Annotated in this window: 20 protein-coding genes and 2 tRNA genes; 16 read left to right on the top strand and 6 right to left on the bottom strand. The window is 41.7% G+C overall.

Annotated elements, in window-relative coordinates:
• Nucleotides 1–3 precede the first annotated feature (3 nt).
• Together WHS63_RS04895 and WHS63_RS04890 are read left to right on the top strand one after the other, a co-directional pair.
• Nucleotides 4–1,827: a glycoside hydrolase family 13 protein gene (locus tag WHS63_RS04895; protein WP_445204136.1), complete on the top strand. Its 1,824-nt coding sequence runs from the start codon at nucleotides 4–6 to the stop codon at nucleotides 1,825–1,827.
• A 19-nt stretch (nucleotides 1,828–1,846) separates the two neighbouring features.
• Nucleotides 1,847–4,228 carry an alpha-amylase family glycosyl hydrolase gene (locus WHS63_RS04890; protein ID WP_445204135.1) on the top strand — a complete coding sequence of 794 codons (2,382 nt, stop codon included), beginning with the start codon at nucleotides 1,847–1,849 and terminating at the stop codon, nucleotides 4,226–4,228.
• 295 nt (nucleotides 4,229–4,523) lie between these two features.
• Here WHS63_RS04890 and WHS63_RS04885 read toward each other — a convergent pair.
• Nucleotides 4,524–4,599: transfer RNA gene (locus tag WHS63_RS04885), tRNA-Lys, on the bottom strand.
• Nucleotides 4,600–4,823: 224 nt separating this feature from the next.
• On the opposite strand from WHS63_RS04885, the gene WHS63_RS04880 reads away from it, so the two are divergent.
• The 4 genes from WHS63_RS04880 to WHS63_RS04865 all read left to right on the top strand — a co-directional run bounded on the left by WHS63_RS04880 (nucleotide 4,824) and on the right by WHS63_RS04865 (nucleotide 9,491).
• Complete coding sequence (locus tag WHS63_RS04880; protein WP_445204134.1) at nucleotides 4,824–5,651, top strand: SDR family oxidoreductase; 828 nt, start codon at nucleotides 4,824–4,826, stop codon at nucleotides 5,649–5,651.
• Between the two features lie 50 nt (nucleotides 5,652–5,701).
• Nucleotides 5,702–7,177, top strand: a complete 1,476-nt coding sequence (gene cls / locus WHS63_RS04875) for a cardiolipin synthase (RefSeq protein WP_445204133.1) — start codon at nucleotides 5,702–5,704, stop codon at nucleotides 7,175–7,177.
• A gap of 56 nt (nucleotides 7,178–7,233) precedes the next feature.
• Nucleotides 7,234–7,881, top strand: coding sequence for a porin family protein (locus WHS63_RS04870; RefSeq protein ID WP_445204132.1), 648 nt, complete (start codon nucleotides 7,234–7,236; stop codon nucleotides 7,879–7,881).
• A 188-nt stretch (nucleotides 7,882–8,069) separates the two neighbouring features.
• Entirely contained in the window at nucleotides 8,070–9,491 is a 1,422-nt protein-coding gene (locus WHS63_RS04865) for an ATP-binding protein (protein WP_445204131.1), read from the top strand.
• Here WHS63_RS04865 and kdsA read toward each other — a convergent pair.
• Both kdsA and WHS63_RS04855 read right to left on the bottom strand, forming a co-directional pair.
• On the bottom strand, nucleotides 9,478–10,302 hold the full coding sequence (gene kdsA, locus WHS63_RS04860; protein WP_445204130.1) for a 3-deoxy-8-phosphooctulonate synthase: 825 nt from the start codon (nucleotides 10,300–10,302) through the stop codon (nucleotides 9,478–9,480). The two genes, WHS63_RS04865 and kdsA, sit on opposite strands and share 14 nt — an antisense overlap.
• A 10-nt stretch (nucleotides 10,303–10,312) precedes the next feature.
• Entirely contained in the window at nucleotides 10,313–11,593 is a 1,281-nt protein-coding gene (locus WHS63_RS04855) for a replication-associated recombination protein A (RefSeq protein ID WP_445204129.1), read from the bottom strand.
• A gap of 125 nt (nucleotides 11,594–11,718) precedes the next feature.
• On the opposite strand from WHS63_RS04855, the gene WHS63_RS04850 reads away from it, so the two are divergent.
• On the top strand, nucleotides 11,719–12,684 hold the full coding sequence (locus tag WHS63_RS04850) for a DUF6588 family protein (protein WP_445204128.1): 966 nt from the start codon (nucleotides 11,719–11,721) through the stop codon (nucleotides 12,682–12,684).
• A gap of 46 nt (nucleotides 12,685–12,730) precedes the next feature.
• Here WHS63_RS04850 and WHS63_RS04845 read toward each other — a convergent pair whose 3' ends face one another.
• Nucleotides 12,731–15,058, bottom strand: coding sequence for a PAS domain S-box protein (locus WHS63_RS04845; protein WP_445204127.1), 2,328 nt, complete (start codon nucleotides 15,056–15,058; stop codon nucleotides 12,731–12,733).
• Nucleotides 15,059–15,227: 169 nt separating this feature from the next.
• On the opposite strand from WHS63_RS04845, the gene fabG reads away from it, so the two are divergent.
• The 9 genes from fabG to rimO all read left to right on the top strand — a co-directional run bounded on the left by fabG (nucleotide 15,228) and on the right by rimO (nucleotide 21,730).
• A complete protein-coding gene (gene fabG, locus WHS63_RS04840) occupies nucleotides 15,228–15,974 on the top strand; it encodes a 3-oxoacyl-[acyl-carrier-protein] reductase (protein WP_369490537.1) in 747 nt (248 codons plus the stop codon).
• Nucleotides 15,975–16,080: 106 nt separating this feature from the next.
• Nucleotides 16,081–17,064, top strand: coding sequence for a DUF6340 family protein (locus tag WHS63_RS04835; protein ID WP_445204126.1), 984 nt, complete (start codon nucleotides 16,081–16,083; stop codon nucleotides 17,062–17,064).
• Nucleotides 17,065–17,203: 139 nt separating this feature from the next.
• A tRNA-Thr gene (locus WHS63_RS04830) sits at nucleotides 17,204–17,277 on the top strand.
• Between the two features lie 49 nt (nucleotides 17,278–17,326).
• The gene (locus tag WHS63_RS04825) at nucleotides 17,327–18,571 is read left to right on the top strand and encodes a CinA family nicotinamide mononucleotide deamidase-related protein (protein WP_445204125.1); all 1,245 of its coding nucleotides are present in this window, start codon (nucleotides 17,327–17,329) and stop codon (nucleotides 18,569–18,571) included.
• Nucleotides 18,572–18,769: 198 nt separating this feature from the next.
• On the top strand, nucleotides 18,770–19,003 hold the full coding sequence (rpmB, locus tag WHS63_RS04820) for a 50S ribosomal protein L28 (RefSeq protein WP_369490534.1): 234 nt from the start codon (nucleotides 18,770–18,772) through the stop codon (nucleotides 19,001–19,003).
• Nucleotides 19,004–19,023: 20 nt separating this feature from the next.
• A complete protein-coding gene (rpmG, locus tag WHS63_RS04815) occupies nucleotides 19,024–19,206 on the top strand; it encodes a 50S ribosomal protein L33 (protein ID WP_369490533.1) in 183 nt (60 codons plus the stop codon).
• An 11-nt stretch (nucleotides 19,207–19,217) separates the two neighbouring features.
• The gene (locus WHS63_RS04810; protein ID WP_369490532.1) at nucleotides 19,218–19,370 is read left to right on the top strand and encodes a DUF4295 domain-containing protein; all 153 of its coding nucleotides are present in this window, start codon (nucleotides 19,218–19,220) and stop codon (nucleotides 19,368–19,370) included.
• Nucleotides 19,371–19,459: 89 nt separating this feature from the next.
• Entirely contained in the window at nucleotides 19,460–20,428 is a 969-nt protein-coding gene (gene ftsY / locus WHS63_RS04805; RefSeq protein ID WP_445204124.1) for a signal recognition particle-docking protein FtsY, read from the top strand.
• A gap of 6 nt (nucleotides 20,429–20,434) precedes the next feature.
• A complete protein-coding gene (rimO, locus tag WHS63_RS04800) occupies nucleotides 20,435–21,730 on the top strand; it encodes a 30S ribosomal protein S12 methylthiotransferase RimO (protein WP_445204123.1) in 1,296 nt (431 codons plus the stop codon).
• A 49-nt stretch (nucleotides 21,731–21,779) separates the two neighbouring features.
• Here the strand turns inward: rimO and tpx are convergent, their stop codons facing one another.
• Nucleotides 21,780–22,286, bottom strand: coding sequence for a thiol peroxidase (gene tpx, locus WHS63_RS04795; protein ID WP_445204122.1), 507 nt, complete (start codon nucleotides 22,284–22,286; stop codon nucleotides 21,780–21,782).
• Between the two features lie 110 nt (nucleotides 22,287–22,396).
• Nucleotides 22,397–24,940, bottom strand: a complete 2,544-nt coding sequence (locus WHS63_RS04790; RefSeq protein WP_445204121.1) for an ATP-dependent Clp protease ATP-binding subunit — start codon at nucleotides 24,938–24,940, stop codon at nucleotides 22,397–22,399.
• Between the last annotated feature and the right edge of the window lie 169 nt (nucleotides 24,941–25,109).

Raw genomic sequence — 25,109 nt, 5'->3', positions numbered from 1 at the left:
CTGATGTCTACTATGTTTATGGTGATGACATCACTTGCTCAGAAACCGGTTGAGCGTATCGAACCCCCTTGCTGGTGGGTTGGTATGAATAATCCAAACCTTCAGCTTCTGGTTTACGGGAAAAATATTGCCTCGGCAAAGGTTTCTATCAACAACCCCAATATCGATCTTGTAGGTATCGATAGGGTTGAAAATCCAAACTATATCTTCATCAACCTAACCGTTAAACCCGATGCCAAGCCAGGGAGTATAGATATTAAGTTTATCTTTCCAAAAGGTAAACCGCTTACTTATGCTTACGAACTTAAAGCCCGTCAAGCTGGCTCAGCTAACCGCAAAGGCTTTGATAATTCCGATGTGGTTTACCTGGTTTACCCCGACAGGTTTTCCAACGGAAACCCTGCCATTGACCAGGTTAGCGGATATACTGATAAGGTTGACCGCAATGAACCTTACGCCCGTCACGGCGGCGATATTCAGGGTATTCTGTATCACCTCGACTATTTTAAACAGCTGGGAGTAACAACGCTTTGGTTAAATCCTGTGCTAGAGAGCAACCAGCCTTCGTGGTCGTACCATGGCTATGCCATAACCGATTTTTACAGGGTTGACCCCCGTCTGGGTAGCAATGAACTATACAAGGAATTCATTGATAAAGCCCACGCCCAGGGCATCAAGGTAGTTAAGGATATGGTTTTCAACCACTGTGGGGGTGAGCATTGGTGGATGAAGGATGTGCCAATGAAAAGCTGGTTCAACCTTTACCCCGATTACAAACGGACAAACTACCGCATTCCTACCACCTTCGACCCGCATGCTTCTGTTGCCGATAGCAGCTTAATGGCCGACGGCTGGTTCGACGGACACATGCCCGACCTTAACCAGCGAAACCCATACCTTGCCAACTACCTAATACAGAACAGTATCTGGTGGATTGAGTATGCCGGCTTGGATGGCATCCGAATGGATACCCATCCGTATTGCGATAAGCATTTTATGGCCCGCTGGTGCGATGCAGTCCAGCATGAATATCCTAACTTCAGCATTGTTGGCGAAACCTGGGTGAACTATCCCGCTTGGGTGGCATACTGGCAAAAGGATGCCCATAATCGCGACGGGTATAACTCAAACCTTGAGATTGTAATGGATTTCCCGTTGATGTTTGCCATGCACAAGGCTTTTGATGAAAAGGAGGGTTGGGATACAGGCTTAGCTCGCCTTTACGAGATTATTGCCCATGACTTTGTTTACCCAAATCCCGATAAGCTTTTCATCTTTGCCGATAATCACGATATCGGCCGTTTCCAGCGCGATTCTTCTCAGGCATTAGGCCGTTTAAAACTCGCCATGGCATTCCTGCTTACTACCCGTGGCATTCCTCAAATTTACTACGGAACTGAGATTTTACTGCCCGGCGATGATGCCAAGGGTCATGGCGATATTCGCCGCGATTTTCCCGGCGGATGGCCAACCGATTCCAAGTCGGCTTTTACCCCTGAGGGTCGAACAAAGCGCCAAAATGAAATCTGGAACTACATGTCTACCATCCTGAATTGGCGCAAAACGGCTACTGCCATTCACAACGGAAAATTAACCCATTTTATCCCTGAAAATGAGGTGTATGTTTATTTTCGCCATAATGCAGAGCAAACCGTGATGGTTATACTTCATAACGGTTATCAACCCAAGGTTTTGGATACCTCTCGCTTTGCAGAGTTCCTTTCCAATAAAACGAGTGGAATTGATATTATTACCGGAAATAAGTTTGAAAACCTTGCAAAGATTCAGCTTTCACCCCGCTCGGCTATGATAATTGAGTTGAAGTAATTTTAAAAATATTATGTATATGAAATACAGATTATTAGCATTGATTACCGTAACCTTTATAGTAAGTTCATGCCAAAAAAGCTTACGGATTGAAAATGCTACTACCAGCCCGGCAGTTCATGATTTGCTTTCAGTCATTCAGCTTGCTGGCGATAGCACATTGGTTTACCTAACCGATTACTTTCCTGATCCTCAGGTGATTGATTCCATATCTATACCCTCACATTTTCAGCATAGCATTTCCGATAGTAAGGCATACCTTACTTTGAAAGCTGACAATCAGTCATTGCCATGGCTCTCTAACATTTTTATCTGGGCTAAGGGCGATAAATACTGTTTAGTGGTTAGGAAAAATCGTAAACTTCCTGTAACCTTTACCTTCGATCCTCAGGGAAAAAAGGTAAAAAGCGTTCAGCTTGCAGGGCAAATAAACGACTGGAATCCCAGTTCTACAAATCTCACATTCGATGGAAGGGTTTATAAAACCACTAAGCTTTTAAATCCGGGGAAATACCATTACCAGGTTGTTATTGACGGCAAATGGATGCTTGACCCAGCAAACCCCACTTTTGAGGATAATGGAATGGGTGGGTATAATTCAGTGTTAGTTGTCGGCAACACAAATCCTGAGGAGTTACCCAAACTCGTTCCATTCTCAACGGAGGGTAATAAATTGTTAATTAAAGCGATAGGCAATGTAGATAAGTTTATTGTACTGTGGCAGAATTACTTAATGGATGATAAATTTGTTACCTCTAAGGAAGGATTTTACGAAATAACAATACCTGATAATGCCCGAGGTTACAAGCGATCCCATATACGCATTTGGGCCTACAACCAGCAAGGGGAATCGAACAATCTACTTATACCGCTTGAGGGAAATAGAGTGGTTATAAATCCGTCGCAGCTTTCACGTAGCGATAAGCATGCTCAAATTATGTATTTCCTTTTGGTTGACCGCTTTAATAACGGCAACCCATCCAACGATTTCAAGGTGAACGATCCCGAAATTCACCCCAAGGCAAATTACTTTGGTGGCGACCTGGCTGGCGTTACCCAAAAGGTTAAGGATGGGTATTTTACCAAACTGGGAATCAATACTATATGGCTTTCACCAATTACTCAAAACCCCTTAGGGGCATGGGGATTATATCCACAACCCCGCACCAAATTTTCGGGCTACCATGGCTACTGGCCGGTTTCTTCTTCCAAGGTCGACTTTAGGTTTGGGACTGAGAGTGAACTTAATGAGCTTATTGCTGAAGCCCATAAGCGAAACATGAACGTTATACTCGATTACGTGGCCAACCACGTTCACCAGGAGCATCCCCTTTACAAGCAGCATCCCGACTGGGCTACATCGCTTTACCTGCCCGATGGTTCACTAAACACCGAACGCTGGGATGAATATCGCCTTACAACTTGGTTCGATACGTTTCTTCCAACGCTCGACCTGGAACGTCCTGAGGTTTATGAACCCATGACCGACTCAGCTTTATTCTGGGTCTCCCATTACGACCTTGATGGATTCCGCCACGATGCCACTAAGCATATTCATGAGAATTTCTGGCGTAGGCTTACCCAAAAAATCAAGCTTAACCTACCCAATAAACCGGTTTACCAGATTGGCGAAACCTATGGCAGCCACGAACTCATTGCAAGCTACATTGGCAGCGGTATGCTCGATGCCCAGTTCGATTTTAACATTTACGATGCCTCGGTTGCCGCTTTTGCCCGCAACGACTACCCCTTTACTAAGCTTGATGGAGCACTGCACCAAACATTCAGCTACTTTGGCTGGATTAACCTTATGGGCTATATCTCAGGAAATCAGGATAGGGGACGTTTTATTTCCTATGCCGGTGGAGCCTTACGTTTCGATGAGGATGCCAAAAAGGCTGGTTGGACCCGCGAAATTGGCGTTGGCGATAGTACTGCTTATGCTAAACTCTGCATGCTTAACGCATTCAATATGACCATTCCCGGTGTTCCAACCATATACTACGGCGACGAGTTTGGGATGCCCGGTGGCAACGACCCCGATAACCGCCGCATGATGAAGTTCGATGGATTATCAACCCTTGAGCAGCAAACCCTTGAAACTGTTACAAAACTTGTAAATATCCGCAGAAATAACCTGGCTCTGGTTTACGGCTCATTCCATACCATCCTCGTAAACGATAATGTTTACGCTTACGCTCGCAAGTATTTTGACAATACCGTAGTTGTAATCTTCAACAAGTCGAACCAGGAACAAGTTATTGACCTGCAAATACCTGAATATATGAGTGATAGCATACTATATCCAAACTTCAATTCTAAATATTCAATCCAAAACGGGAAACTTGAAGTTACGCTTAAGCCAAACAGTTTCGAAATATTCACAACCAGAATAAATTAGGCTAATGAATTTCTAACCAATAAAAAGGTCGGATTATTGCTAATCCGACCTTTTTTACTTTTGGAGAGCTAAAGGTTGTGCATAGGATTTTGCTTTACGATACTTCTTGTGGGTTTATTTTAATTGAATCAAAAAAAGCTAAAGGTTTGATTTGGATCAGATGCAAAATCAGATAAATTCACGGAATAGGCTCTCTTTAACTTTTTCCCCTTTTTATCTTTACCCTTTATCCTTTAATTTTTACCCTTTACCCTTTATCCTTAATACAAAAGCCCGACGTTTCCATCGGGCTTTTTGGTGATTCAGCTGGGATTCGAACCCAGGACCCCATCCTTAAAAGGGATGTGCTCTACCTGCTGAGCTACTGAATCTACCTATTTTATTGAGAACTACTTTTGTTTTTTGCGTTGCAAAGATAGACTCTTTCTCTAAAATATACAAATTTTTCTTTCATTTCAAATGTAAATATTGTTCTATCCATTGATTATCAGATTAATGAAGTCTGTTAAAAAGATTAAAAGTTGCTCTTTAACAGTAATTCAAACTCATGTAAGCCATTATTTAATAGATTAGCTGAACAATATTTGTAATTACCATGACAAAGGCATTAAAAAAATTAACGGGAAAAGTAGTTGTTATTACTGGTGCATCATCGGGCATTGGAAAAGCTTTAACCTACGAGTTTTCAAAGTATAACACCAAGCTGGTTATTGGTGCTCGTAACATCGATGAGCTTAATGCTATTGCATCTGAACTATCCTCCTTTGGAGTAGAGGTGCTGCCTGTAAAAACCGATGTGACCTGCGAGGGCGACTGTAAGAACTTAGTTGAACAGGCCATAAGCAAGTTTGGACAAATCGATATTCTTATCAATAACGCCGGCGTTTCCATGCGTGCCCTTTTTAAGGATGTTGACCTTAAGGTTATTCGGCATCTCATGGATGTAAATTTTTGGGGTACGGTTTACTCTACAAAGTATGCATTACCCTATTTGCTTGAGACAAAAGGTTCAGTAGTAGGTGTGAGTTCCATTGCTGGATTCCACGGATTACCAGGCCGATGTGGGTATTCAGCATCAAAATTTGCAATGCATGGCTTCCTGGAAACCCTACGCATCGAAAATCTCAAGAACGGTTTGCATGTAATGATTGCGGCTCCTGGGTTTACTGCTACTAACGTCAGATTCTCGGCTTTAACCGCCGATGGTACCCCTCAGGGTATGTCGCCTCGCGATGAGAAAAACATGATGACTCCCGAGGAGGTTGCAAAAATTATTGTTAAAGGAATTGTTAAACGCCGTAGGAATATTATCATGGGTACCGAAGGTAAAATATCGGTACTGGCCCAACGCATTTTGCCCACTGTGATCGATCGGCTTCTATACGAATACATGGCAAAAGAGCCCAATTCGCCCTTTAAATAGGTTATTTGCATAATTTCCCGAATTTTTCTTAATTAGAGAAAAATTTGGGTATGATTGTCTTGAGCATACTAACCGAAACGTTTTTAAACCACCTAACTACGCTACTATGGGCGATTTATATCATTACCGTGCTTTCTACGGCTGCTATGATTATCCATGAAAAGCGCGATCCCGCTAAAACGTCCACCTGGGTTTTACTTCTTATTACTTTACCAATACTTGGGTTATTACTTTATATCGTATTTGGCCAAAACCGTAGAAAGGAAAAGCTATTTAGCCGTAAGGAGATTCAGGATATTGAACAAATTGAGTATTTAAGCCATAAGCAGGTTATCCGTTTTTCCTCTAAAACCGATATTCACCATAAGCTTGCTGATCATTTAAGTATTATCACCCTTTTGCTCAACAACAGCAAGGCCCTGCTAACTGAAAAGAATGAGGTTGAAATTTTCCAAACAGGCATTCAAGCCTTTGATTCCATAATAGAATCACTTTACTCAGCCACTTCAAGCATTCATATCGAGTTTTATATTATAAATGAAGATAAGTTGGGTAATCGAATTAAAAATATCCTGATAACAAAGGCTAAAGAGGGCGTTAAGGTTAGAGTACTTTTCGATGACGTAGGCAGTTGGAGCCTACCTAAAAGGTATGTCAAGGAGCTAAAGGATGCTGGCATAGAGATCTATCCGTTCATGGAGGTTCGATTCCCCTTGCTCACCAGTAGGGTAAACTACCGAAACCACCGAAAAGTTGTAGTGGTCGATGGAAAAGTTGGATTTTTAGGTGGAATGAATATTGCTGACCGGTACATCGAGGGTACCCGAAGACTTGGCCAGTGGTACGACACCATGTTGAAAATCGAGGGCGAGGCAGTTCATTCACTTCAGGTTATCTTTCTGATTGATTGGTACTTTGTTACAGGAAAAATCATCAGGGAACGTGATATTTACTTTCCTCAGCCAACCGTTACCAGTTACCATCCCTTACAAATTGTTACAAGCGGTCCAGATTCCGACTGGGCAAGTATAATGCAAGCCTTTTTCCATGCCATAACACGTGCCAATAAGCATATCTACATATCTACGCCTTACTTTATACCTAACGAGAGTATCCTAACAGCCCTTAAAACAGCAGCACTAAGTGGGATTGATGTTAGGATTATTTTGCCCGGAAAATCCGATTCCACCGTTGTTTACTGGAGTTCACTCTCTTATGTTTCCGAGTTACTGGAGGCTGGTATCAAGGTTTACCTTTACCAAAATGGCTTTAACCACTCCAAGGTGATGATGATTGATGGTAAGTTGGCCATGGTGGGGTCGGCTAACATGGATATCCGCAGCTTTGAGGATAACTTTGAGGTGGCGGCTTTCATTTACGATAATCAGGTTACTGAGAGGCTTGAGGAAAATTTCTTATCCAATCTGGTTCAAAGCCAGGTTATTACACCCCAAAGCTGGAGTAAACGTCCGCTGAAAAATAGCTACAAGGAAGCATTGGCACGATTAATTAGTCCTCTCTTTTAAATCTAGCACGCAATTTGATAATAGTAGATCATTAAACCTTTTTAAATCCGATTACTATGAAAAGAACACTTTTTATTTTGGCACTCACAAGCCTTTCCCTGTTCTCTAACGCTCAGTTCTTTAGAATGGGGCTTAAGGGCGGCATTAGCTCATCCAATGTTAAGTTTAGTAAGGCAGCCATTACCGACGGTGCAAACCAATACATTGTGGAGCAGGGCGATGCTAAACTTGGATTTCATGCTGGGCTATTTGCCCGGGTGCAAATTATGGGTTTCTTTGTTCAGCCCGAGCTGCTTTTTTCCCGCTCGCAGGGCGAGGTTATGCTTAAGGATGTTACCCTAAACAATGTTTACAACGAAATGCAAAAGTTCAACAAGTTCGATATCCCAGTTATTGTTGGATGGAAATTTGGTCCTGCTAGGGTTGGACTTGGACCGGTTGCAACAATCTTAATCTCCGAAAACGATGGTCTTAAAGATAAATTAGCCGATTTGACCAACCAAACAGTGAAAAATAATTTCAGGTCGGCAACTTTTGGGTACCAGGTAGGAGTGGGTCTCGATATTCTTAAAACCCTTACCCTCGACCTTAAATACGAAGGCAACCTCAGCAAACTTGGAACTGGCATCACTTTGGGTGGTACCGACTACTCATTCGATCAACGCAACCCACAAATCATCATGAGCGTTGGCTTCTTCTTTTAGGCTTTATTTAATGTCAGAAGGTTTCTTTAGAATGATTCTAAGGAAACCTTTTGTCATTTAAAACGTGTCGTTTATTTAAACTATAAATCTATTCAAGGAATTCTTAGGCTTTTTAGGCAAATAATTATTGTTATTGTATTTAAAAAGTTGAATATTTGAATTCGCATAGAATAATTATGTTGGAATTTATGGGTATCGGAATTATAATCATCGTGGCGTTAGTTTCTACAGCCACTACATATTTCATTACTCACAATTACCTTAAAAGAAAATTATCTGCAAATGCAGTTAATAGTTCATCCGAATCGATTTTGCTTGAACAGCTTAGGGAGGAGATTCAAAGGTTAAAGATTCAATGTAAAGAGTTACAAATTGAAAACGATGAACAGGCCGATTTACTTGCACAAGCACATTTAGAGATACAACGACTAGAAGCAGCAGTCCAAAATGCCAAGATTAGGGCCGAGGAAGCCGATATCCTCAAATCAAACTTCCTGGCCAATATGAGTCATGAGATTCGCACCCCAATGAATGGCATTTTAGGATTTGCCCAACTCCTAAAGAATGAGGAATCGCAGGAAAAGCGCGATAGGTATATCGATATCATTTACCATAACGGCATGATGCTGGTTAATCTCATAGATGATATTATCGATTTATCCAAGATAGATGCAGGACAGCTAACCGTTAATCCTGCCGACTGCAACCTCGACAACCTGATGTTTGAGATATACACATTTTTCAACGAGATTAAGTTCAAGCAGGAAAAAGAGCATATTAATATTCGCTTACTAAACCTGAACGACGATGAATCAAATATTCTATACACCGATGCCCAACGTTTACGTCAGGTTCTGGTTAACCTTATTGGTAATGCCCTGAAATTTACTGAAAAGGGATCGGTTGAGTTTGGTTACCTGATCAACGAGAATAAGAGTAATATTGAATTTTTTGTAAGGGATACAGGAATTGGCATACCAAAGGATAAGCAGGATATTATTTTCGATAGGTTCCGTCAGGTACAGGAGGGGTCAACCCGTAAATACGGCGGTACAGGTATCGGGTTATACATTTCAAAACATATCATTGAGTTGCTCGGTGGCGATATCTGGTTTGAGTCGGAAGTCGGACAGGGGACTACATTCCACTTTTCCCTCCCTTACCACGAATCAAAGAGCGTTAACGATGGTTCCGTAATTTTCAAAGCCAAAAATCCTGAATATAAGTGGGAGGGCATAACTATCCTGATAGCTGAAGATATAGATACCAACTATAAATACCTTTCCACCGTTCTAGCCGATACAAAAGCCAAAATTCTTTGGGCAAGAAATGGCGAGGAAGCAGTATCCATGGTACTCAATGGTTCCCCGGTTGATATTGTTCTAATGGATATTCAAATGCCTGTGGTTGATGGGTATGAGGCAACTTCAAGAATAAGAGAAAATTATCCTGATTTACCAATTATTGCACAAACCGCATACGCTCTACCTCACGATAATCTTAAATGTTTTGAGGTGGGGTGTAACGACTATATTTCAAAGCCTATTAACGCCCACCTCCTAAAGAAAAAGATTAACGATTTGCTTAACGTTCACGTTAAAAGTTCTTAACCACTTGCCTGATTGCAACTAGCCGCTCAAGTAATCCTTCCAGGTACTTTATATTTAGCATGTTTGCCCCATCCGATAATGCTTCGGCTGGGTTAAAATGGGTTTCCATAAAGAGTCCATCGGCTCCTGTTGCAATGGCAGCACGGGCAATGGTTTCAATCATATCGGGCCTGCCACCCGTAACCCCAGTGGTTTGGTTTGGTTGCTGAAGCGAGTGGGTTACATCAACAACAACAGGAAATCCAAATGCTCGCATGGTTGGTATGGCCCTAAAATCAACTATTAGATCATGATACCCAAACATTGTTCCTCTGTCAGTTAGAATTACGTTGGTATTGCCTGAATCAACAACTTTTTGCGCTGCAAATTTCATGGAGTCGGGTGATACAAATTGCCCTTTTTTGATATTTACATACCTTCCAGTTTGGGCTGCTGCAATCAGTAGGTCTGTTTGTCTGCACAGGAATGCCGGAATCTGAAGAATATCAACATATTCAGCCGCCATGGCAGCTTCTGGGGCACTATGAATGTCTGTAACAATGGGTAAGCCAAATCGCTCATTTACTTCGCCTAGAATTTTCAATGCCTTTTCATCGCCAATACCAGCAAATGAATCGATTCTTGAACGGTTTGCCTTGCGGTACGAGGCTTTAAAAATGTAAGGGATTTTAAGTTTTTCTGTGATACTCAATACAGTTTCTGCAATCCTCATTACGTTATCGCGGCTTTCAACTACACAAGGTCCGGCCATCAAAAAAAAGTTGCCGGATTCAATGTGCTTAATTCCTTTAATCTTTGCAATAGTGTTCATATTATTAGCATTACTTGTTATACTTACCTTTCCATAGTGCCTTTATCCTTGCAGCGATTTCCTGCTCACGGCTATTGTCCTGCGGTTTATATATTGAGGTTCCCGAAAGCTTTTCGGGTAGGAATTCCTGCTCCACAAAATTTCCCGGAAAGCTATGGGCATACTTATAGTCAATACCGTAGCCAATATCCTTCATCAACCTGGTTGGTGCATTGCGTAGATGGAGTGGTACGGGTAAGTCACCGGTTTCTTTTACTATCCCTTGTGCCTTGCCAATTGCCTCGTAGGCTGAATTGCTTTTTGGGCTTGTTGCCAGATAAATGGTTGCCTCGGATAGGATAATTCGTGACTCGGGCATACCAATCATCTGAACTGCCTGAAAACAGCTGGTGGCCATGAGTAACGCATTGGGGTTAGCCAAGCCTATGTCCTCAGCAGCTAAAATAACTAACCTGCGTGCAATGAATTCGGGGTCCTCGCCACCTTCAATCATACGCGCCAACCAGTAAACAGCAGCATTGGGATCGCTACCCCTTACCGACTTAATAAATGCCGATATGATGTCATAGTGCTGCTCTCCGTTCTTATCGTAAATTGCCAGGTTTTGCTGTAGCACATCAACTACGGCTTTATTGGTTATTACAACCTGATTATTGTTATTTTGTGTTGATGTTATAAGTTCAATGATATTATATAACTTCCGGGCATCGCCTCCTGAGAATCTGTAAAGAGCGTCCCTTTCACGGAGTTCAAACCTAAATTTTTTCAGCTCAGGATCGGTGGTTGTTGCTCTAACAAAAAGTAGTTCAAGTTCCTCATTGGAGAGCGGTTTTAGTATATAAACCTGGCAACGTGAAAGCAATGGTGTAATCACCTCAAATGAGGGGTTCTCGGTTGTAGCACCAATTAATGTAAAAACACCTTGCTCCACCGCACCAAGCAGTGAATCCTGTTGCGACTTACTGAATCGGTGTATTTCATCAATAAAAAGAATGGGCGAGGGTGAATTGAAGAATTTTTGTGATTTCGCCTTTTCAATCACATCCCTAACATCTTTTACACCTGAACTAATTGCGCTTAGGGTATAAAAGGGTCTATTTAACTCGTTTGATATAACCCTAGCCAGAGTTGTTTTTCCTACGCCCGGTGGGCCCCATAGTATAAACGAGGTTATATTACCTCTGGTTACCATTTCCCGAATAACCCCTTTGCTACCCACAAGATGCTCCTGCCCTACATAATCGTTCAGATTACGGGGTCGCATCCTTTCAGCTAAGGGTATTGTCGGCATGGGAAAAATATTTCCACAAAATTAGGTAATAATGCCTTTTTTACGGTTCATTTTTTAATAAATATTGACATTGAACTCTTTTTATGCTTTATTTGTTTAAAATTAAACCCTTTAAAAAAATAGATATGAAGCTGTTAAGGAAATCTATCGTCCTGCTTCTAAGCCTAATAGCAGGAACGCTTTACGCACAGGAAGATGTTGCAACATTCCTGAAAGGAAGCCTGAATGATGCCGAAAAGCTTAGTAAAGCATACCTTGAACCTTTTGGTAAGAGTTTGGGAACAAGCTTGAATTCTGGGTGGTACAACTCTGCAAATCCTCATGGAATTTTAGGGTTCGACATCACCTTTACAGTCCCAATTACAATACCGCCAAGTTCCGATAAAACGTTTGACGTTTCAAAGCTAAACCTGGAATACTGGCAGGTAAAATCTGGTTCTAGTTCCACCTCACCAACAGTAACGGGTAAAAGTTCAAACTCCATATTAACCGATAAAGCAACAGGGCTAAGCGAGTTAAACATGCCCGATGGGGCCAACCTTAAATTTGTTCCTGCCCCAATGATTCAGGTAGCAAAAGGATTACCCTTTCACACCGAGATAGTTGGTCGATTCTTACCAACAATAAACATTTCAAGCGTTGGGAACTTTGGTTTGTGGGGTGTTGGCGTTAAAAACGAGTTCAAGGAATTTATTCCTTTTGTAAAACGATTGCCCTTTAGCATGTCGGTTCTTTTCGGATACACTCAGTTCACTTCATCGTTCGACATCAATAAGGCACAAAAGCAAAAGCTCAACTTTAAATCTTCGGGATATACGGCTCGCTTGCTTGTTTCTAAGTCCATTCCAGTATTAACCGTTTATGGCGGTTTGGGGTATAACCATTCAACAACCGATATTTCACTTAAGGGAACCTACAATGTTGAAGGTGTTGGGACTGTTACTGACCCCGTTGCTTTCGACTTTGCCAACAACGGTTTTACTGCCAATCTTGGGTTAAGGCTTAAGCTCGCAATCCTTGCTTTCCATTTCGACTACTCACTTGGCAATTATGGTATCTTTAATGCCGGGGTTGGAATTAATTTCCGCTAAAGAATTTTATTTAAGTTAGAAGGCCGGGATTAGCCCCGGCCTTTTTTTATTTCTTCTTTGTTTTCCCCTCTGGATTTTCGTCAATAAAATCGGTTATGTTGTGAGCTATCTTCAGAATCTTCACAACCCTTCTGTTTTCATCAAGAATAGGTGAGTAGGTCTCAATGAATGTATAGGTTTTACCGCCAATCTTAACCTTAGATGTTTCCTTTTTTATCATTCCATTACGGAGGTCCTGCCAGAACTTTTGGTAGGCATTTTTCTGTTCGGAGGTCATCTCCAGGTTGTCGGCATGGTGAGTTCCAACAATATCTTTCTCGGTTTGCCCTGTTAGTTTAAGGTAGGCTTCGTTTACAGTGATAATGTTACCATTCAAATCGTACTCAATAACGTAGCTGGAAGAATGCAAAGCATTGATTAGGCTTTCCATCTCGGCCGACTTGCGAGCCGATTCCTCCTGGGTTGCCTGAAGCTCTTCCATGTTTTGTCGCATCTCTTCCTCCTGCGATGCGAGCTCCTCCGATTTTATCCTTGATTCTTCAAGTAATTTTGCAGTCCTAATATTTATTTTAACACTCGATATGGTTGCAGCAAAGCTTTCGCCTATCTTTTCAATAAATTTAATTTTATAATCCTCAATAGGCTCAAACGAGGCAATCTCAATAACCCCGTGAACTTCATCGTTAATCTTCATAGGGACAAGGAGTAATTCGGTGGGTTCATCCTGCCCAAGCCCAGAGGCAATTTTTATATACCCGTTGGGTATTTCGGTCATGTATATGGTTTCCGCTTCCTGTGCGCATCTTCCAACAAGGCCTTCACCCATTCGAATGACTTTCTCCTCGTATTTTCGGCGCTCGTAGGCATAGGTTGCCATCAACTCAAGGTAGATATCATTTGGATTATCATTATTGATAAGAAATACAGCACCAATTGTGGCATCAACATACTTTGTTAGGTTTCGAATGGTTTCGTAAGCAAAGTCGTTTAGGTTGCTGTTATTGTGCCTCAATATTTCAGCAAACTTAGCCATGCCCTCGTTGTACCATCTATTCTTGTTTTCCTCAGCTTTCCTTTCCTCATCAATTTTTTTAGCATACTCCAGGCTCTTACGCATTTCAAGTAGCGCATCACCTAAAACGTCGTCATCGGAAAGTTTGGAGTATTTTGCTTGTAGATTACCTTTTCCTATTTCCCTGGCAAACTGCGAGGTTTTAAACAAACTGTCAATTAAAATGTTAATTGAGCTTGCAATATCCTCAATCTCATCACCAGTCTTTATCTCAATCTTTTTTGCTGGGTCTATCTTACCAAGGGAGAGCTCACCTAGTACTTTTGTTGCCCTTACTAATGGGCTTGTAATGCTGTAGGCAATAATCCAAAGCACAATTGCTAGCACAATTAATCCTATTACCATTACAATCCTAACCTGGCTTGTTATGGTGCTTATTTGTTCATTAATTACTTTCTCGGGCACGAATATACCAAGACTCCACCTTTCAGCAGCTTGACCCGCAGTAAAAGAGTTAAAGGTAAGGTAGTACTTACTTTTTCCCTCTAACACTGTTTCTGAGTATTTCCCATTGGTAATTACGCTGTTAATTATTTGTTTTCCGTTAGTCAAAACTGTGTCGGCCAGTGCTCCAAGCAATGTGGAATCGGGATGTGCAACAATGGTACCGTTATTCGAAATTAGAATGGCGTAACTCCCTTCGTAGGGTTTTAGATTCTTTATCATTTCCTGATAAACTGAGAGCTCAATGTCAAAGCCAAAGAGCGCAGCAAATCTGTTGTTGACTACCAACGGCACGCATACGCTGGTCTCCAGTACTCTTTTTTGACTTCCGGCATAGGTGTACCAGTATGGATCAACCAATGCTTCTTTTTTATCGGTTTTAAGTTTATAGTACAAACTACTCGGGTTATCACCGGTCTCGTTTAATCTTTCAAATATTTGTTTAAGTTCATTGTTTTCCCTCAGGTAGGTGTACCTATCTCTGCCGTAAGGCTTATCCCATTTCCTATCTAAGGCCCAAAGCTCCCAACTTGCCCAAACCGACAGTAAATCAGGGGTGTTTTCGGCAATTCCTTTTAGTTGCCTTAAAGTATTTAGCTTAACATCTTCGGGATTTCGTTGCTCAAGGTCATAAAAGCTGTAGGTTATGGTTCTTGCCAAGGCAAACTGCTTATCAAATTCACCCTTAATTTGAGTGGTGTAGGTTTTTGATGTGGCATCAATGTATTCATAAATGTTTGTCCGGGTAAACCTATCAACTCTTTTGTTTAAAAAAGCAATGCTTGCCCAAAAAACAACTGCTGTAACCGTAAGTACAGCGATTATCAACTTTACTCTAATATGAATTTTCACCTTCATGGTAAATGTTTTTTGAAGAAAAACAATCAACTTTTAATGTGTGAATATAGCACTTTTGAAATAAACAAGCAATAATAGGAGCAATAAGTGAGCTTTGATACTTAAAACAGAAGTTTAATTACCAATATTTATTACATTTGCGTTTGAAAATCATTCAAAATTTAAACCTATGAAGTTACTTGAAGGAAAGACTGGCTTGGTTACAGGTGCGGCTCGGGGTATAGGGCGCGCCATTGCAATTGCCTTTGCCCAACATGGAGCAAATGTAGCCTTTACCGACATTGCTTACGATGACAACATGAAATCGCTTGAGCAGGAGCTAACCGCATTAGGCGTAAAAGCCAAAGGATACGCTTCCGATGCCAGCGATTACGATAATTCCCAGAAAATTGTAGATGAAATAGCCAAAGATTTTGGCCAAATCGATATCTTGGTCAACAATGCCGGTATCACACGCGATACATTGCTTATGCGTATGACCGAGGAGCAATGGGATTTAGTGATTAAGGTTAACCTAAAGTCGGTTTTTAACCTTACCAAGGCCGTTCAAAAGTACATGCTTAAGCAGAAAAACGGTTCAATTATTAACATGAGCTCAGTGGTTGGAGTTTCAGGTAATGCCGGACAGGCCAACTATGCAGCGTCAAAGGCTGGAATAATTGGATTTACCAAAGCTGTTGCCCGCGAACTGGGCTCACGTAACATCCGTTGCAATGCAATTGCTCCCGGATTCATTATCACAGAAATGACCCACAAGTTACCCGATGAAGTTCGCGAGGATTGGATAAAAAAAATACCCCTTCAGCGTGGTGGTACCCCCGACGATGTAGCCAATGTTTGCGTATTCCTGGGTTCCGACCTATCGTCGTACGTTAGCGGACAGGTTATTAATGTTTGTGGTGCAATGAATACCTAGTACTTGTCGCATTATAAATCAAGTTGAAAGCAAGCATTCTAATACTTAAGCTGCTTGTTTTCAACTTTTTTATTTTATGAAATGCCAAAACCCTATTAAAAAGTTTATGTGGATAAAAAAGTTTAAATGGTTAGTATTACTTATCTCATTAACATCTTGTATATCACATAGGTATATTGATATTGAGTTTTACGATTCACCCCAAAAATCGATTGTTGTTCCGGGTGAAAACCTGCTAGTGGTTGAAAATCTTCACCTACGAAATACCGATACTCCCATTCGGGAACTTGATTGGGCTTTGGATAGCGTTGCCTCAAATGAAGCAACCGATGCCCTCATAAGCCTATTTAAAACTTCTCCGTGGTACTCCGGTATAACCCTTTTTAAACATATTTATTACCGTAACGATTCTTCAAGGGTTGTTCTTCCCCTTTCCTGGCAAGTAATCGATAGCCTCAGCAATGTTTACAATAGTAAAATGGTTGTCTCGCTTGAGTACTTAAAAGTACGTCCATACTATGATACATACCCTTTGTGGCGTGGCGATTTTAAGGAGTATTACGGATTCATTCAGGTATCCAGCTATACCTATTGGCGCATTTACAATGTTGATACAAAAAAGATTAATTTAGGCCAGCTGCTTACCGATACCCTTTTATGGGAAAAAAACGATTGGATTGAGGTTGCACCTGGCAACCAGCTTCCTGGTATATTCGAGGCTTGTGCATTTGCTGGTGCCGATGCCGGTGAGCAATTCGCCCAACTTATTGCTCCGCAATGGCAAAAGGACAGCAGAGCAATATATGTTCCCAACACTAACAAAGAGATGAGCAGAGCATACCAACTTGCCATGCATGGAAACTGGTTAGATGCCGCCGCGATTTGGCAAAGGTTATCTTCATCAACCAGTAAGGAATTGGCTGCACAAGCAGCATTCAATATGGCCCTAGCCAACGAGATGCTGGGCAAATTCCAGCTATCCATTGAATGGCTCGACTTTGCAAAATCTAAATACCCTCACCTTAAGTTTCTAAAGGAGTATCGGGATATTTTGCAGCACCGAATAGAGAACAATAAACCCCAAAAGTAAGCTTAATATTCTATAATTACTCGTAAAGTAGAAAGTGGCAAAATTCATTATATCAATTAATTATAAATTATTTTTATTTCTATCCTATAGCCTGTTTTGCGAATTGTTATCTAATTGATATTTTTGCAGCGGTAATAATGCCTCTTTAGCTCAGTTGGTTAGAGCGGCGGTTTCGTAAACCGCAGGTCGCGGGTTCAAGTCCCGTGAGAGGCTCTGGTAGGACAGGGCAACCTGTCCTTTTTAAATTTAGTGGTGCAAGCAAATGAGAGCATCAATCCTAACCATTGGCGATGAGTTACTTATTGGTCAGGTTATCGATACCAATTCGGCCTGGTTGGCCGATAGCCTTACCGAGCTTGGATTTGAGGTAACCAAAATCCTTACCATTTCCGATAGCTCACAAGCAATTGCCGAAGCTGTTAACGAACTAATGGGCCAGTCGGATCTTGTTATTTCCACAGGCGGGTTAGGCCCTACTAGCGACGACCGCACAAAGCCAACGCTATGTGAGTTATTTGGTGGTCAGCTTATGCTCCATGCTCCCTCCCTAAGCCTAATTGAACAGATTTTTCACAAACGCGGTCTTCCTCTAACTGAGACCAATAAGAACCAAGCATTAATTCCCTCTTCGTGCACACCAATTCTTAACTATCATGGAACGGCTCCTGGAATGATATTCAGGAAAGGCAATTGCTTTCTGATTTCGCTTCCGGGAGTTCCATTTGAAATGAAGAATATGTTTACCGAGGGGGTTCGACCATTTATTGAGCAAAATTTTACCCTTCCCGCAATAGTTCGGGTAACCGTCAACACCTTTGGAATCCCTGAATCGTTCCTTTCCGATAAGTTAAAAGACTTTGAAAAATATTTAGCCGATAGAAGTATTGCGCTAGCCTACCTGCCAAGCCCTTCGGGAATCAGGTTACGTCTTACTGCAACTGGTGACAATAAGGGTAGGCTAAGCAACTTGTTGGATATGGCAGTAAATGAACTTAAGGGTTTGATTGGTGAAAATATTTTTGGTTTCAATGACGAAACACTTCATTCGGTAGTATCTAAAAGACTTAGGGGAAAAAATGCAACCCTAGCAGTGGCCGAAAGCTGTACAGGTGGCTATATTTCGCATTTAATAACTCAGCTGCCCGGTAGCTCCGATATATATAAGGGAGGTATTGTAGCATACTCAAACGAGATTAAACAAAACGTGCTAGGGGTAAGCCATGATTTGCTCATAAGTCATGGCGCAGTTAGTCAACCAGTAGTTGAGGCCATGCTCGATGGTACACTTAGAGTTTTCCAGAGTGAGTATGCCATTGCAGTGTCCGGCATCGCCGGACCAACAGGAGCAACCGCCGGTAAGCCTGTGGGCACCACCTGGATTGGTGTTGCATCAAGGGAAACGCGACGGGTAGAACTCTATACTTTTGGAAACCTAAGGGAGGTTAATATTCAACGCGCAGCATATACGGCTTTGTACCAATTGCTAAAACTTATGGAAAAGGATTAGTGTATCAGTTTAAATGTTCTTTGTAAATAAATGAATATAATATAAATATGGTAAATGTAATTTTATCATAAAATGAGAAGGTATCTAAATTAAGCTAATTTTCAGCAATTTTTTTATCAAAATATTTGAATAATTCATAAATAATGACGTAATTTGCGTCCTGTTTCGAAAAAAGTAAAAACGGTAAAATATACAGCGATGTCAAGAGTTTGTCAGTTAACCGGAAAAAGAGTAATGGTGGGAAACAACGTTTCGCATTCAAAAAGAAGAACCAAACGCAGATTCCTGCCTAACCTTAAAACCAAAAGGTTGTTCCTTGAAAGTGAAAACCGTTGGGTTACCCTTAGGCTTAGCACTTCAGCTATGAGAACCATCGATAAGGTTGGTTTAGATAATGCCCTGAAGAAATTTGCTAAGAAAGGTCACATTTAATCTTTTAAAAAAGTATAGCAATGGCAAAGAAAGGTAATAGAGTTCAGGTTATTCTGGAATGTACCGAACATAAGGAAAGTGGTTTACCTGGTACTTCAAGGTATATTACCACTAAGAATAAGAAGAATACACCCGATAGGCTTGAGCGTCGTAAGTACAACCCGATTCTCAAGAAGGTTACACTTCATCGTGAAATTAAATAACACTTTTAGATATGGCAAAGAAAGTAGTTGCTTCGCTTCAAAAAGCCACGAAAGATCGTGTGAAGTGCATTAAAATGGTGCGTTCACCCAAAACGGGCGCATACATGTTCAAGGAAGAAACAATGGATAAATCCGAATCGGCCGATTTCTTCAAACAGAAATAGTTTTCTGCATTATATCTTACAAATAAAAGCTTTTCGGTTTATTCGAAAAGCTTTTATTGTTATTTTAGCGCCCGAAAATAATATTGTATATGGGTATTCTTAACATTTTTAATCCCGATAGTAAGGACAACAATAACTCCAGCTCCCTTGACCAGGGTTTGGCCAAAACAAAGGAGAACCTTTTCAAAAGAATTTCAAGGGCTGTAGCCGGTAAGTCCAGGGTTGACGACGAGGTCCTGGACGAGCTCGAGGAGGGACTTATCTCCGCCGATGTTGGCGTTGAAACCACACTCCGCATTATTGAACGCATCCAAAAGCGTGCTGCTGCCGAGAAGTACCTGAATACAGCAGAATTAAATACTATACTTAAATCCGAAATACTATCGTTACTTGCCGAGAATTCCCCAAATTCTACCCTTACAGTTAGTGGTGATATTCCTAAACCCTATGTAATTATGGTAGTTGGCGTTAACGGGGTTGGAAAAACTACTACTATTGGCAAACTGGCATACATGTTTAAAAACCAGGGCAAAAGGGTATTGTTAGGTGCTGCCGATACCTTCAGAGCGGCGGCCGTAGAGCAGCTTACCATTTGGGCTAATAGGGTAGATGTTCCCATTGTTAAGCAGCAAATGGGAGCCGATCCAGCTGCCGTTGCTTTCGACACCCTAAACTCTGCCAAATCTAACGACACCGACATAGTAATTATCGATACCGCTGGCCGTCTTCACAATAAAGTCAATTTAATGAACGAGCTTTCCAAAATACGTAGGGTAATGCAAAAGGTTATTCCCGATGCACCACATGAGGTATTGCTCGTTCTGGATGGTTCAACAGGTCAAAATGCCTTTGCACAGGCACGCGAGTTCACTTCGGCAACCGATGTTACAGCCATTGCTCTCACCAAGCTCGACGGTACGGCAAAAGGGGGTGTTGTGCTTGGCATTTCCGATCAATTCAAGATACCCGTAAAGTATATCGGAGTGGGTGAAAAAATGACTGATTTGCAGATATTTGATAGGGTTGCGTTTGTTGAGTCGCTATTTCGTAACGTTTAGCCAAACATGACGAAAAAAATAAATGTTGTTACACTGGGGTGCTCAAAAAATGTTGTTGACTCCGAGGTGCTTATGCATCAGCTCGATAGCGGGGGATGGAAAATTGTTCACAATTCAAACGATCCATCGGCAAGGGTTGTTGTGATTAACACTTGCGGTTTTATTGGCGATGCTAAGGAAGAATCGGTTGAAACTATACTTAGCTTTGTCGATGCCAAGAATAGGGGGCTGATCGATAAGGTTTATGTTATGGGATGCCTTTCGCAACGCTACCGCAATGAGCTGGAAGCTGAAATCCCCGAAGTAGATGGATATTTTGGGGTTTCCGATTTACCACAAATTGTTGCTGAGCTCAATGTGAAGTATAACGAAACCGAGCTGAATAAACGCTGGCTTTCAACCCCAAGGCATTACGCTTACCTGAAAATATCCGAGGGTTGCAACTGGGGATGTTCATTCTGTGCAATACCACTTATTAGAGGTAAGCATGTTTCCCGCCCCATTGAATCATTGGTTAACGAGGCAAAAGAACTCGCCAAACAAGGCGTTAAGGAACTAATTGTAATTGCGCAGGACACTACCTATTACGGATTTGATATATATGGTGAACGCCGAATTGCTCAGCTTCTCAATAGCCTCAGCCAGATTGACGGTATTGAATGGATTAGGCTTCACTATGCATACCCATCTGGTTTTCCCGATGACCTAACTGATGTCCTAAAGTCGAACCCGAAAATTTGCAAGTATATCGATATTCCATTACAGCATATAAATACTCAGGTACTTAAAATGATGCGTAGGGGAATAAGCCGAGAACAAACCATTGATTTCATTGAGAAGATAAGAAAGAATATCCCCGAAATTGCTATCCGAACCACTTTTCTGGTTGGCCACCCAGGGGAAACCCCTGAGGCTTTCAATGAACTGATTGACTTTGTTAAGGATTACCGGTTCGACAGGGTAGGTGTATTTGCATACTCTGAGGAGGAAGGAACCTATGCTGCGCAAAACTTTACCGACTCCATACCCGATGAAGAGAAAACACGAAGAGTTGAAAAGCTGATGGAGGTTCAACAAAGGGTATCTTTTGAGTTAAACCAGCTGAGAGTTGGTCACACGTATAAGGTTATAATTGATGCAATTGAAGACCATTACGCTGTTTGCCGAACGGAGTTCGATTCACCCGAGGTGGATCAGGAGGTTCTGGTAAAGCTTAACGCTAATAAGGTAAAACCCGGTGAGTTTCATACAGTACGTATTGTAGAGGCCCAGGAATACGATTTAATCGGTGAGTTTGTATAAAAAATAAAGGTCGTTGTTAACGACCTTTATTTCAATTTAATGCATCATACTACTTAACTAATTCCTTTAGTACTTTAATTGCAGCATCGTAGTTTGGTTCTTGGGCAATTTCAGGGACATACTCCACGTATTTAATGGTATCATCCTTATCTATTATCACAACACCACGGGCAAGTAGCCTTAATTCCTTTATCAGAAAACCATAGTTTGTACCAAACTCTAGGTCTCTATGATCCGAAAGGGTAACTAAGTTAGTAATTCCTTCAGCTCCACAAAAACGCTTTAGGGCAAAAGGCAAATCGTTCGAGATCGCTAAAAATACCACCTTATCGCCAAATTCCGATGCGGTCTTGTTGAACTTGTGGTTCTGAACCGAACATACGCTGGTGTCAATGGATGGGAAAACGGAAATTAGTTTTACTTTTCCCTTAAAATCGCTCATTTTTACAGGCTTTAGAGAGTTATCAAGGGCCGTAAATTCTAAAGCTTTATCGCCTGCCTTAACCTGTTCGCCTGTCAGGGTTACGGGATTTCCGCCAAATGTAACTGTTTTCATAATTCTATTTGGTTAGTTTGTTACTAATATAACAACTTTGCTAGGGGAATGTTCAAAAAAAAGAGACGCACCTTTTGTTGTGCGTCTCTTACTCATTGCATTACAAATTATTACTCTTCATCGGCGTTGGTAACCTCCTCTTCCGCTTTTGCTGTTCGAATGGTAATTTCGTCATTCTTTTTACTATAGCCAACCAGGAATACTGTACCAGGTTTTGCATCGCTCTTTATTAAGGCTTCAGCTAATGGATCCTCCAGATACTTTTGAATGGCTCGTTTAAGTGGACGTGCGCCATACTGAACATCATATCCCTTTTCCGTGATAAAATCCTTAGCTGCAGTCGAAATCTTAATGGTATAGCCTAAACCAGCAACCCTGTCGAATAATCCTTTAAGCTCAATATCGATGATTTTGTGTATATCGCTCTTGGTAAGCGAGTTGAACATAACAATGTCATCAATACGGTTCAAGAATTCGGGGGCAAAGGCTTTTTTCAGCGCCTTTTGGATTATACTTTTCTCGTAATCGCTTTTTGCCTCCGACTTGGCTTTAGTGGCAAAACCTACACCCTGTCCAAACTCCTTCAAGTCACGGGTTCCAATGTTGGAGGTCATTATTATTATGGTATTCTTAAAATCAACCCTACGTCCTAAGCTGTCGGTAAGCTGGCCTTCGTCCAAAACCTGGAGTAGAATGTGAAAAACATCGGGGTGTGCTTTTTCAACTTCATCGAGCAATACAACCGAGTAGGGTTTTCGACGTACTTTCTCGGTGAGCTGCCCTCCCTCTTCGTAACCTATGTATCCCGGAGGCGCACCAACAAGCCGCGACACGGAGAATTTCTCCATGTACTCGCTCATATCGATACGTATAAGGTTATCGGTAGTATCGAAAAGGTATTTTGCCAAAACCTTTGCAAGTTGTGTTTTTCCAACACCGGTTGGCCCAAGAAAGATAAACGAACCAATAGGACGATTTGGATCCTTTAGCCCGGCGCGGTTACGTTGAATAGCCTTAACAATCTTATCAATTGCCTCGTCCTGACCAATAACGGAGCGCTTCAACTCATCGGCCATTTTGAGTAGGCGTGCGCCTTCAGCCTGAGCTATACGCTGAACGGGAACTCCAGTCATCATGGCAACAACTTCGGCTACCTTTTCGGCATCTACAATTTCGCGATGCTTAGTTAACTCTTTTTCCCACCGCGCTTGCTCTGCTTCTAGCTGTTCAATAAGTTTTTTCTCGTTATCACGATACTTTGCCGCTAGCTCAAACATCTGGTTCTTAACTGCTTTGATCTTTTCCTTTTTGGTCTCCTCAATGAGTTTTTCCAGCTTGAGAATACTCTCTGGAACCTTGATGTTTGAGATATGAACGCGCGAACCAGCCTCATCTAACGCATCTATTGCCTTATCGGGCAAATGCCTGTCGCTGATGTATCGCATGGTAAGCTTCACGCATGCCTCAATGGCGTCGGGGGTATAGGTAACGTTATGGTGTTCCTCGTATCTCTCCTTAATGTTGTTGAGTATGTCAATCGTCTCTTCAGGCGTTGTGGGTTCAATCATTACCTTTTGGAAGCGTCGCTCCAGCGCTCCATCCTTTTCAATGTGCTCACGGTACTCGTCAAGGGTAGTAGCCCCAATGCATTGGAGTTCGCCACGGGCAAGTGCAGGTTTGAGCATGTTGGCGGCATCGAGCGAACCAGTGGCTCCGCCTGCTCCTACAATAGTATGAATCTCGTCAATGAAAAGTATAATGTTTGGGCTACGGGTAAGCTCATTTAGTATGGCTTTCATGCGTTCCTCAAACTGTCCCCGATACTTTGTGCCGGCAACTATTGATGCTAAATCGAGTGCGATTACCCGTTTATTGAATAGCACACGCGACACTTTCTTTTTAACAATTCGTAGGGCTAACCCTTCGGCAATAGCCGACTTACCAACGCCAGGCTCACCAATGAGGATTGGATTATTCTTTTTCCGGCGGCTCAATATTTGCGCTATTCGCTCTATCTCCCTTTCTCGTCCGATTATTGGGTCTAAACGACCCTCCTCAGCGGCTTTGGTAAGATCAATCCCAAAGTTATCCAATACTGGGGTATCGGACGACTTAGAGGATGATTGACCTGAACGCCCCATGTTGCCAAAAATACCACCTTCGCCTTCATCATCCTCGCTGCCACCGCCGGAAAAGTCATCTTTATCACCCGAATCCTCCACAATCAAATGTTTACGAACTGTTTCGTAATCAACATCATGCTCTAGTAGCAGCTGGGTGATATAGCTGGTTTCATCCTTAAGAATTGCGAGTAAAAGATGGGCTGTATTGATAGTATCGCTTTTAAGCGAACGGGCTTCAAGTATTACGATTTTTAAAACCCTTTCGGTTGATTTGTAAATACTTATGTCCTCAGACTCATCAATACCCGAATTATTTTCAGCGGGTTGTAACAACCGACTGTCAATCGACTTTTTTAGATCATTTAAATTTAAACCCTCCGAAAGCAGAATATTGATTGCTTCGCCCTCACCATCACGAAGAATACCCAAAAAAAGATGATCGGGGGTAATGGCTGTATTACCCAACCGGATAGCCTCCTCGCGACTGTAAGCTATAACATCTTTGATTTTTTGTGAAAACTTTTGTTCCATAAATACTTCTCCAAAAACTTTTACTAAAGTAATAGACATAAACGTAACAACAATGCTTTTGTTAATAAATTTAGTATTTTTTTAATAAATAATCACTACTGAACGACTAAAAAAAATAGGGGCTATTTCCCGAAGGATTCACCCCAAGTTGTAAGTTTGTTTTTGCGAA

The sequence above is a fragment of the Tenuifilum sp. genome (assembly GCF_037481895.1).
Lineage (GTDB): Bacteria > Bacteroidota > Bacteroidia > Bacteroidales > Tenuifilaceae > Tenuifilum > Tenuifilum osseticum.
Note: the sequence above shows the minus strand (reverse complement) of the source record. Positions and strands in the feature narration are given on the sequence as shown.

What these genes read in the sequence shown, in the direction of transcription:
- WHS63_RS04790 (WP_445204121.1), bottom strand. Translation starts at nt 24,940, where the DNA reads ATGGAACAAAAGTTTTCACAAAAAATCAAAGATGTTATAGCTTACAGT.
- WHS63_RS04895 (WP_445204136.1), top strand. Translation starts at nt 4, where the DNA reads ATGTCTACTATGTTTATGGTGATGACATCACTTGCTCAGAAACCGGTT.
- cls (WP_445204133.1), top strand. Translation starts at nt 5,702, where the DNA reads ATGATTGTCTTGAGCATACTAACCGAAACGTTTTTAAACCACCTAACT.
- rpmB (WP_369490534.1), top strand. Translation starts at nt 18,770, where the DNA reads ATGTCAAGAGTTTGTCAGTTAACCGGAAAAAGAGTAATGGTGGGAAAC.
- rpmG (WP_369490533.1), top strand. Translation starts at nt 19,024, where the DNA reads ATGGCAAAGAAAGGTAATAGAGTTCAGGTTATTCTGGAATGTACCGAA.
- fabG (WP_369490537.1), top strand. Translation starts at nt 15,228, where the DNA reads ATGAAGTTACTTGAAGGAAAGACTGGCTTGGTTACAGGTGCGGCTCGG.
- WHS63_RS04870 (WP_445204132.1), top strand. Translation starts at nt 7,234, where the DNA reads ATGAAAAGAACACTTTTTATTTTGGCACTCACAAGCCTTTCCCTGTTC.
- WHS63_RS04810 (WP_369490532.1), top strand. Translation starts at nt 19,218, where the DNA reads ATGGCAAAGAAAGTAGTTGCTTCGCTTCAAAAAGCCACGAAAGATCGT.
- WHS63_RS04850 (WP_445204128.1), top strand. Translation starts at nt 11,719, where the DNA reads ATGAAGCTGTTAAGGAAATCTATCGTCCTGCTTCTAAGCCTAATAGCA.
- WHS63_RS04825 (WP_445204125.1), top strand. Translation starts at nt 17,327, where the DNA reads ATGAGAGCATCAATCCTAACCATTGGCGATGAGTTACTTATTGGTCAG.
- WHS63_RS04890 (WP_445204135.1), top strand. Translation starts at nt 1,847, where the DNA reads ATGAAATACAGATTATTAGCATTGATTACCGTAACCTTTATAGTAAGT.
- rimO (WP_445204123.1), top strand. Translation starts at nt 20,435, where the DNA reads ATGACGAAAAAAATAAATGTTGTTACACTGGGGTGCTCAAAAAATGTT.
- WHS63_RS04880 (WP_445204134.1), top strand. Translation starts at nt 4,824, where the DNA reads ATGACAAAGGCATTAAAAAAATTAACGGGAAAAGTAGTTGTTATTACT.
- WHS63_RS04845 (WP_445204127.1), bottom strand. Translation starts at nt 15,058, where the DNA reads ATGAAGGTGAAAATTCATATTAGAGTAAAGTTGATAATCGCTGTACTT.
- WHS63_RS04865 (WP_445204131.1), top strand. Translation starts at nt 8,070, where the DNA reads ATGGGTATCGGAATTATAATCATCGTGGCGTTAGTTTCTACAGCCACT.
- WHS63_RS04855 (WP_445204129.1), bottom strand. Translation starts at nt 11,593, where the DNA reads ATGCCGACAATACCCTTAGCTGAAAGGATGCGACCCCGTAATCTGAAC.
- tpx (WP_445204122.1), bottom strand. Translation starts at nt 22,286, where the DNA reads ATGAAAACAGTTACATTTGGCGGAAATCCCGTAACCCTGACAGGCGAA.
- ftsY (WP_445204124.1), top strand. Translation starts at nt 19,460, where the DNA reads ATGGGTATTCTTAACATTTTTAATCCCGATAGTAAGGACAACAATAAC.
- WHS63_RS04835 (WP_445204126.1), top strand. Translation starts at nt 16,081, where the DNA reads ATGTGGATAAAAAAGTTTAAATGGTTAGTATTACTTATCTCATTAACA.
- kdsA (WP_445204130.1), bottom strand. Translation starts at nt 10,302, where the DNA reads ATGAACACTATTGCAAAGATTAAAGGAATTAAGCACATTGAATCCGGC.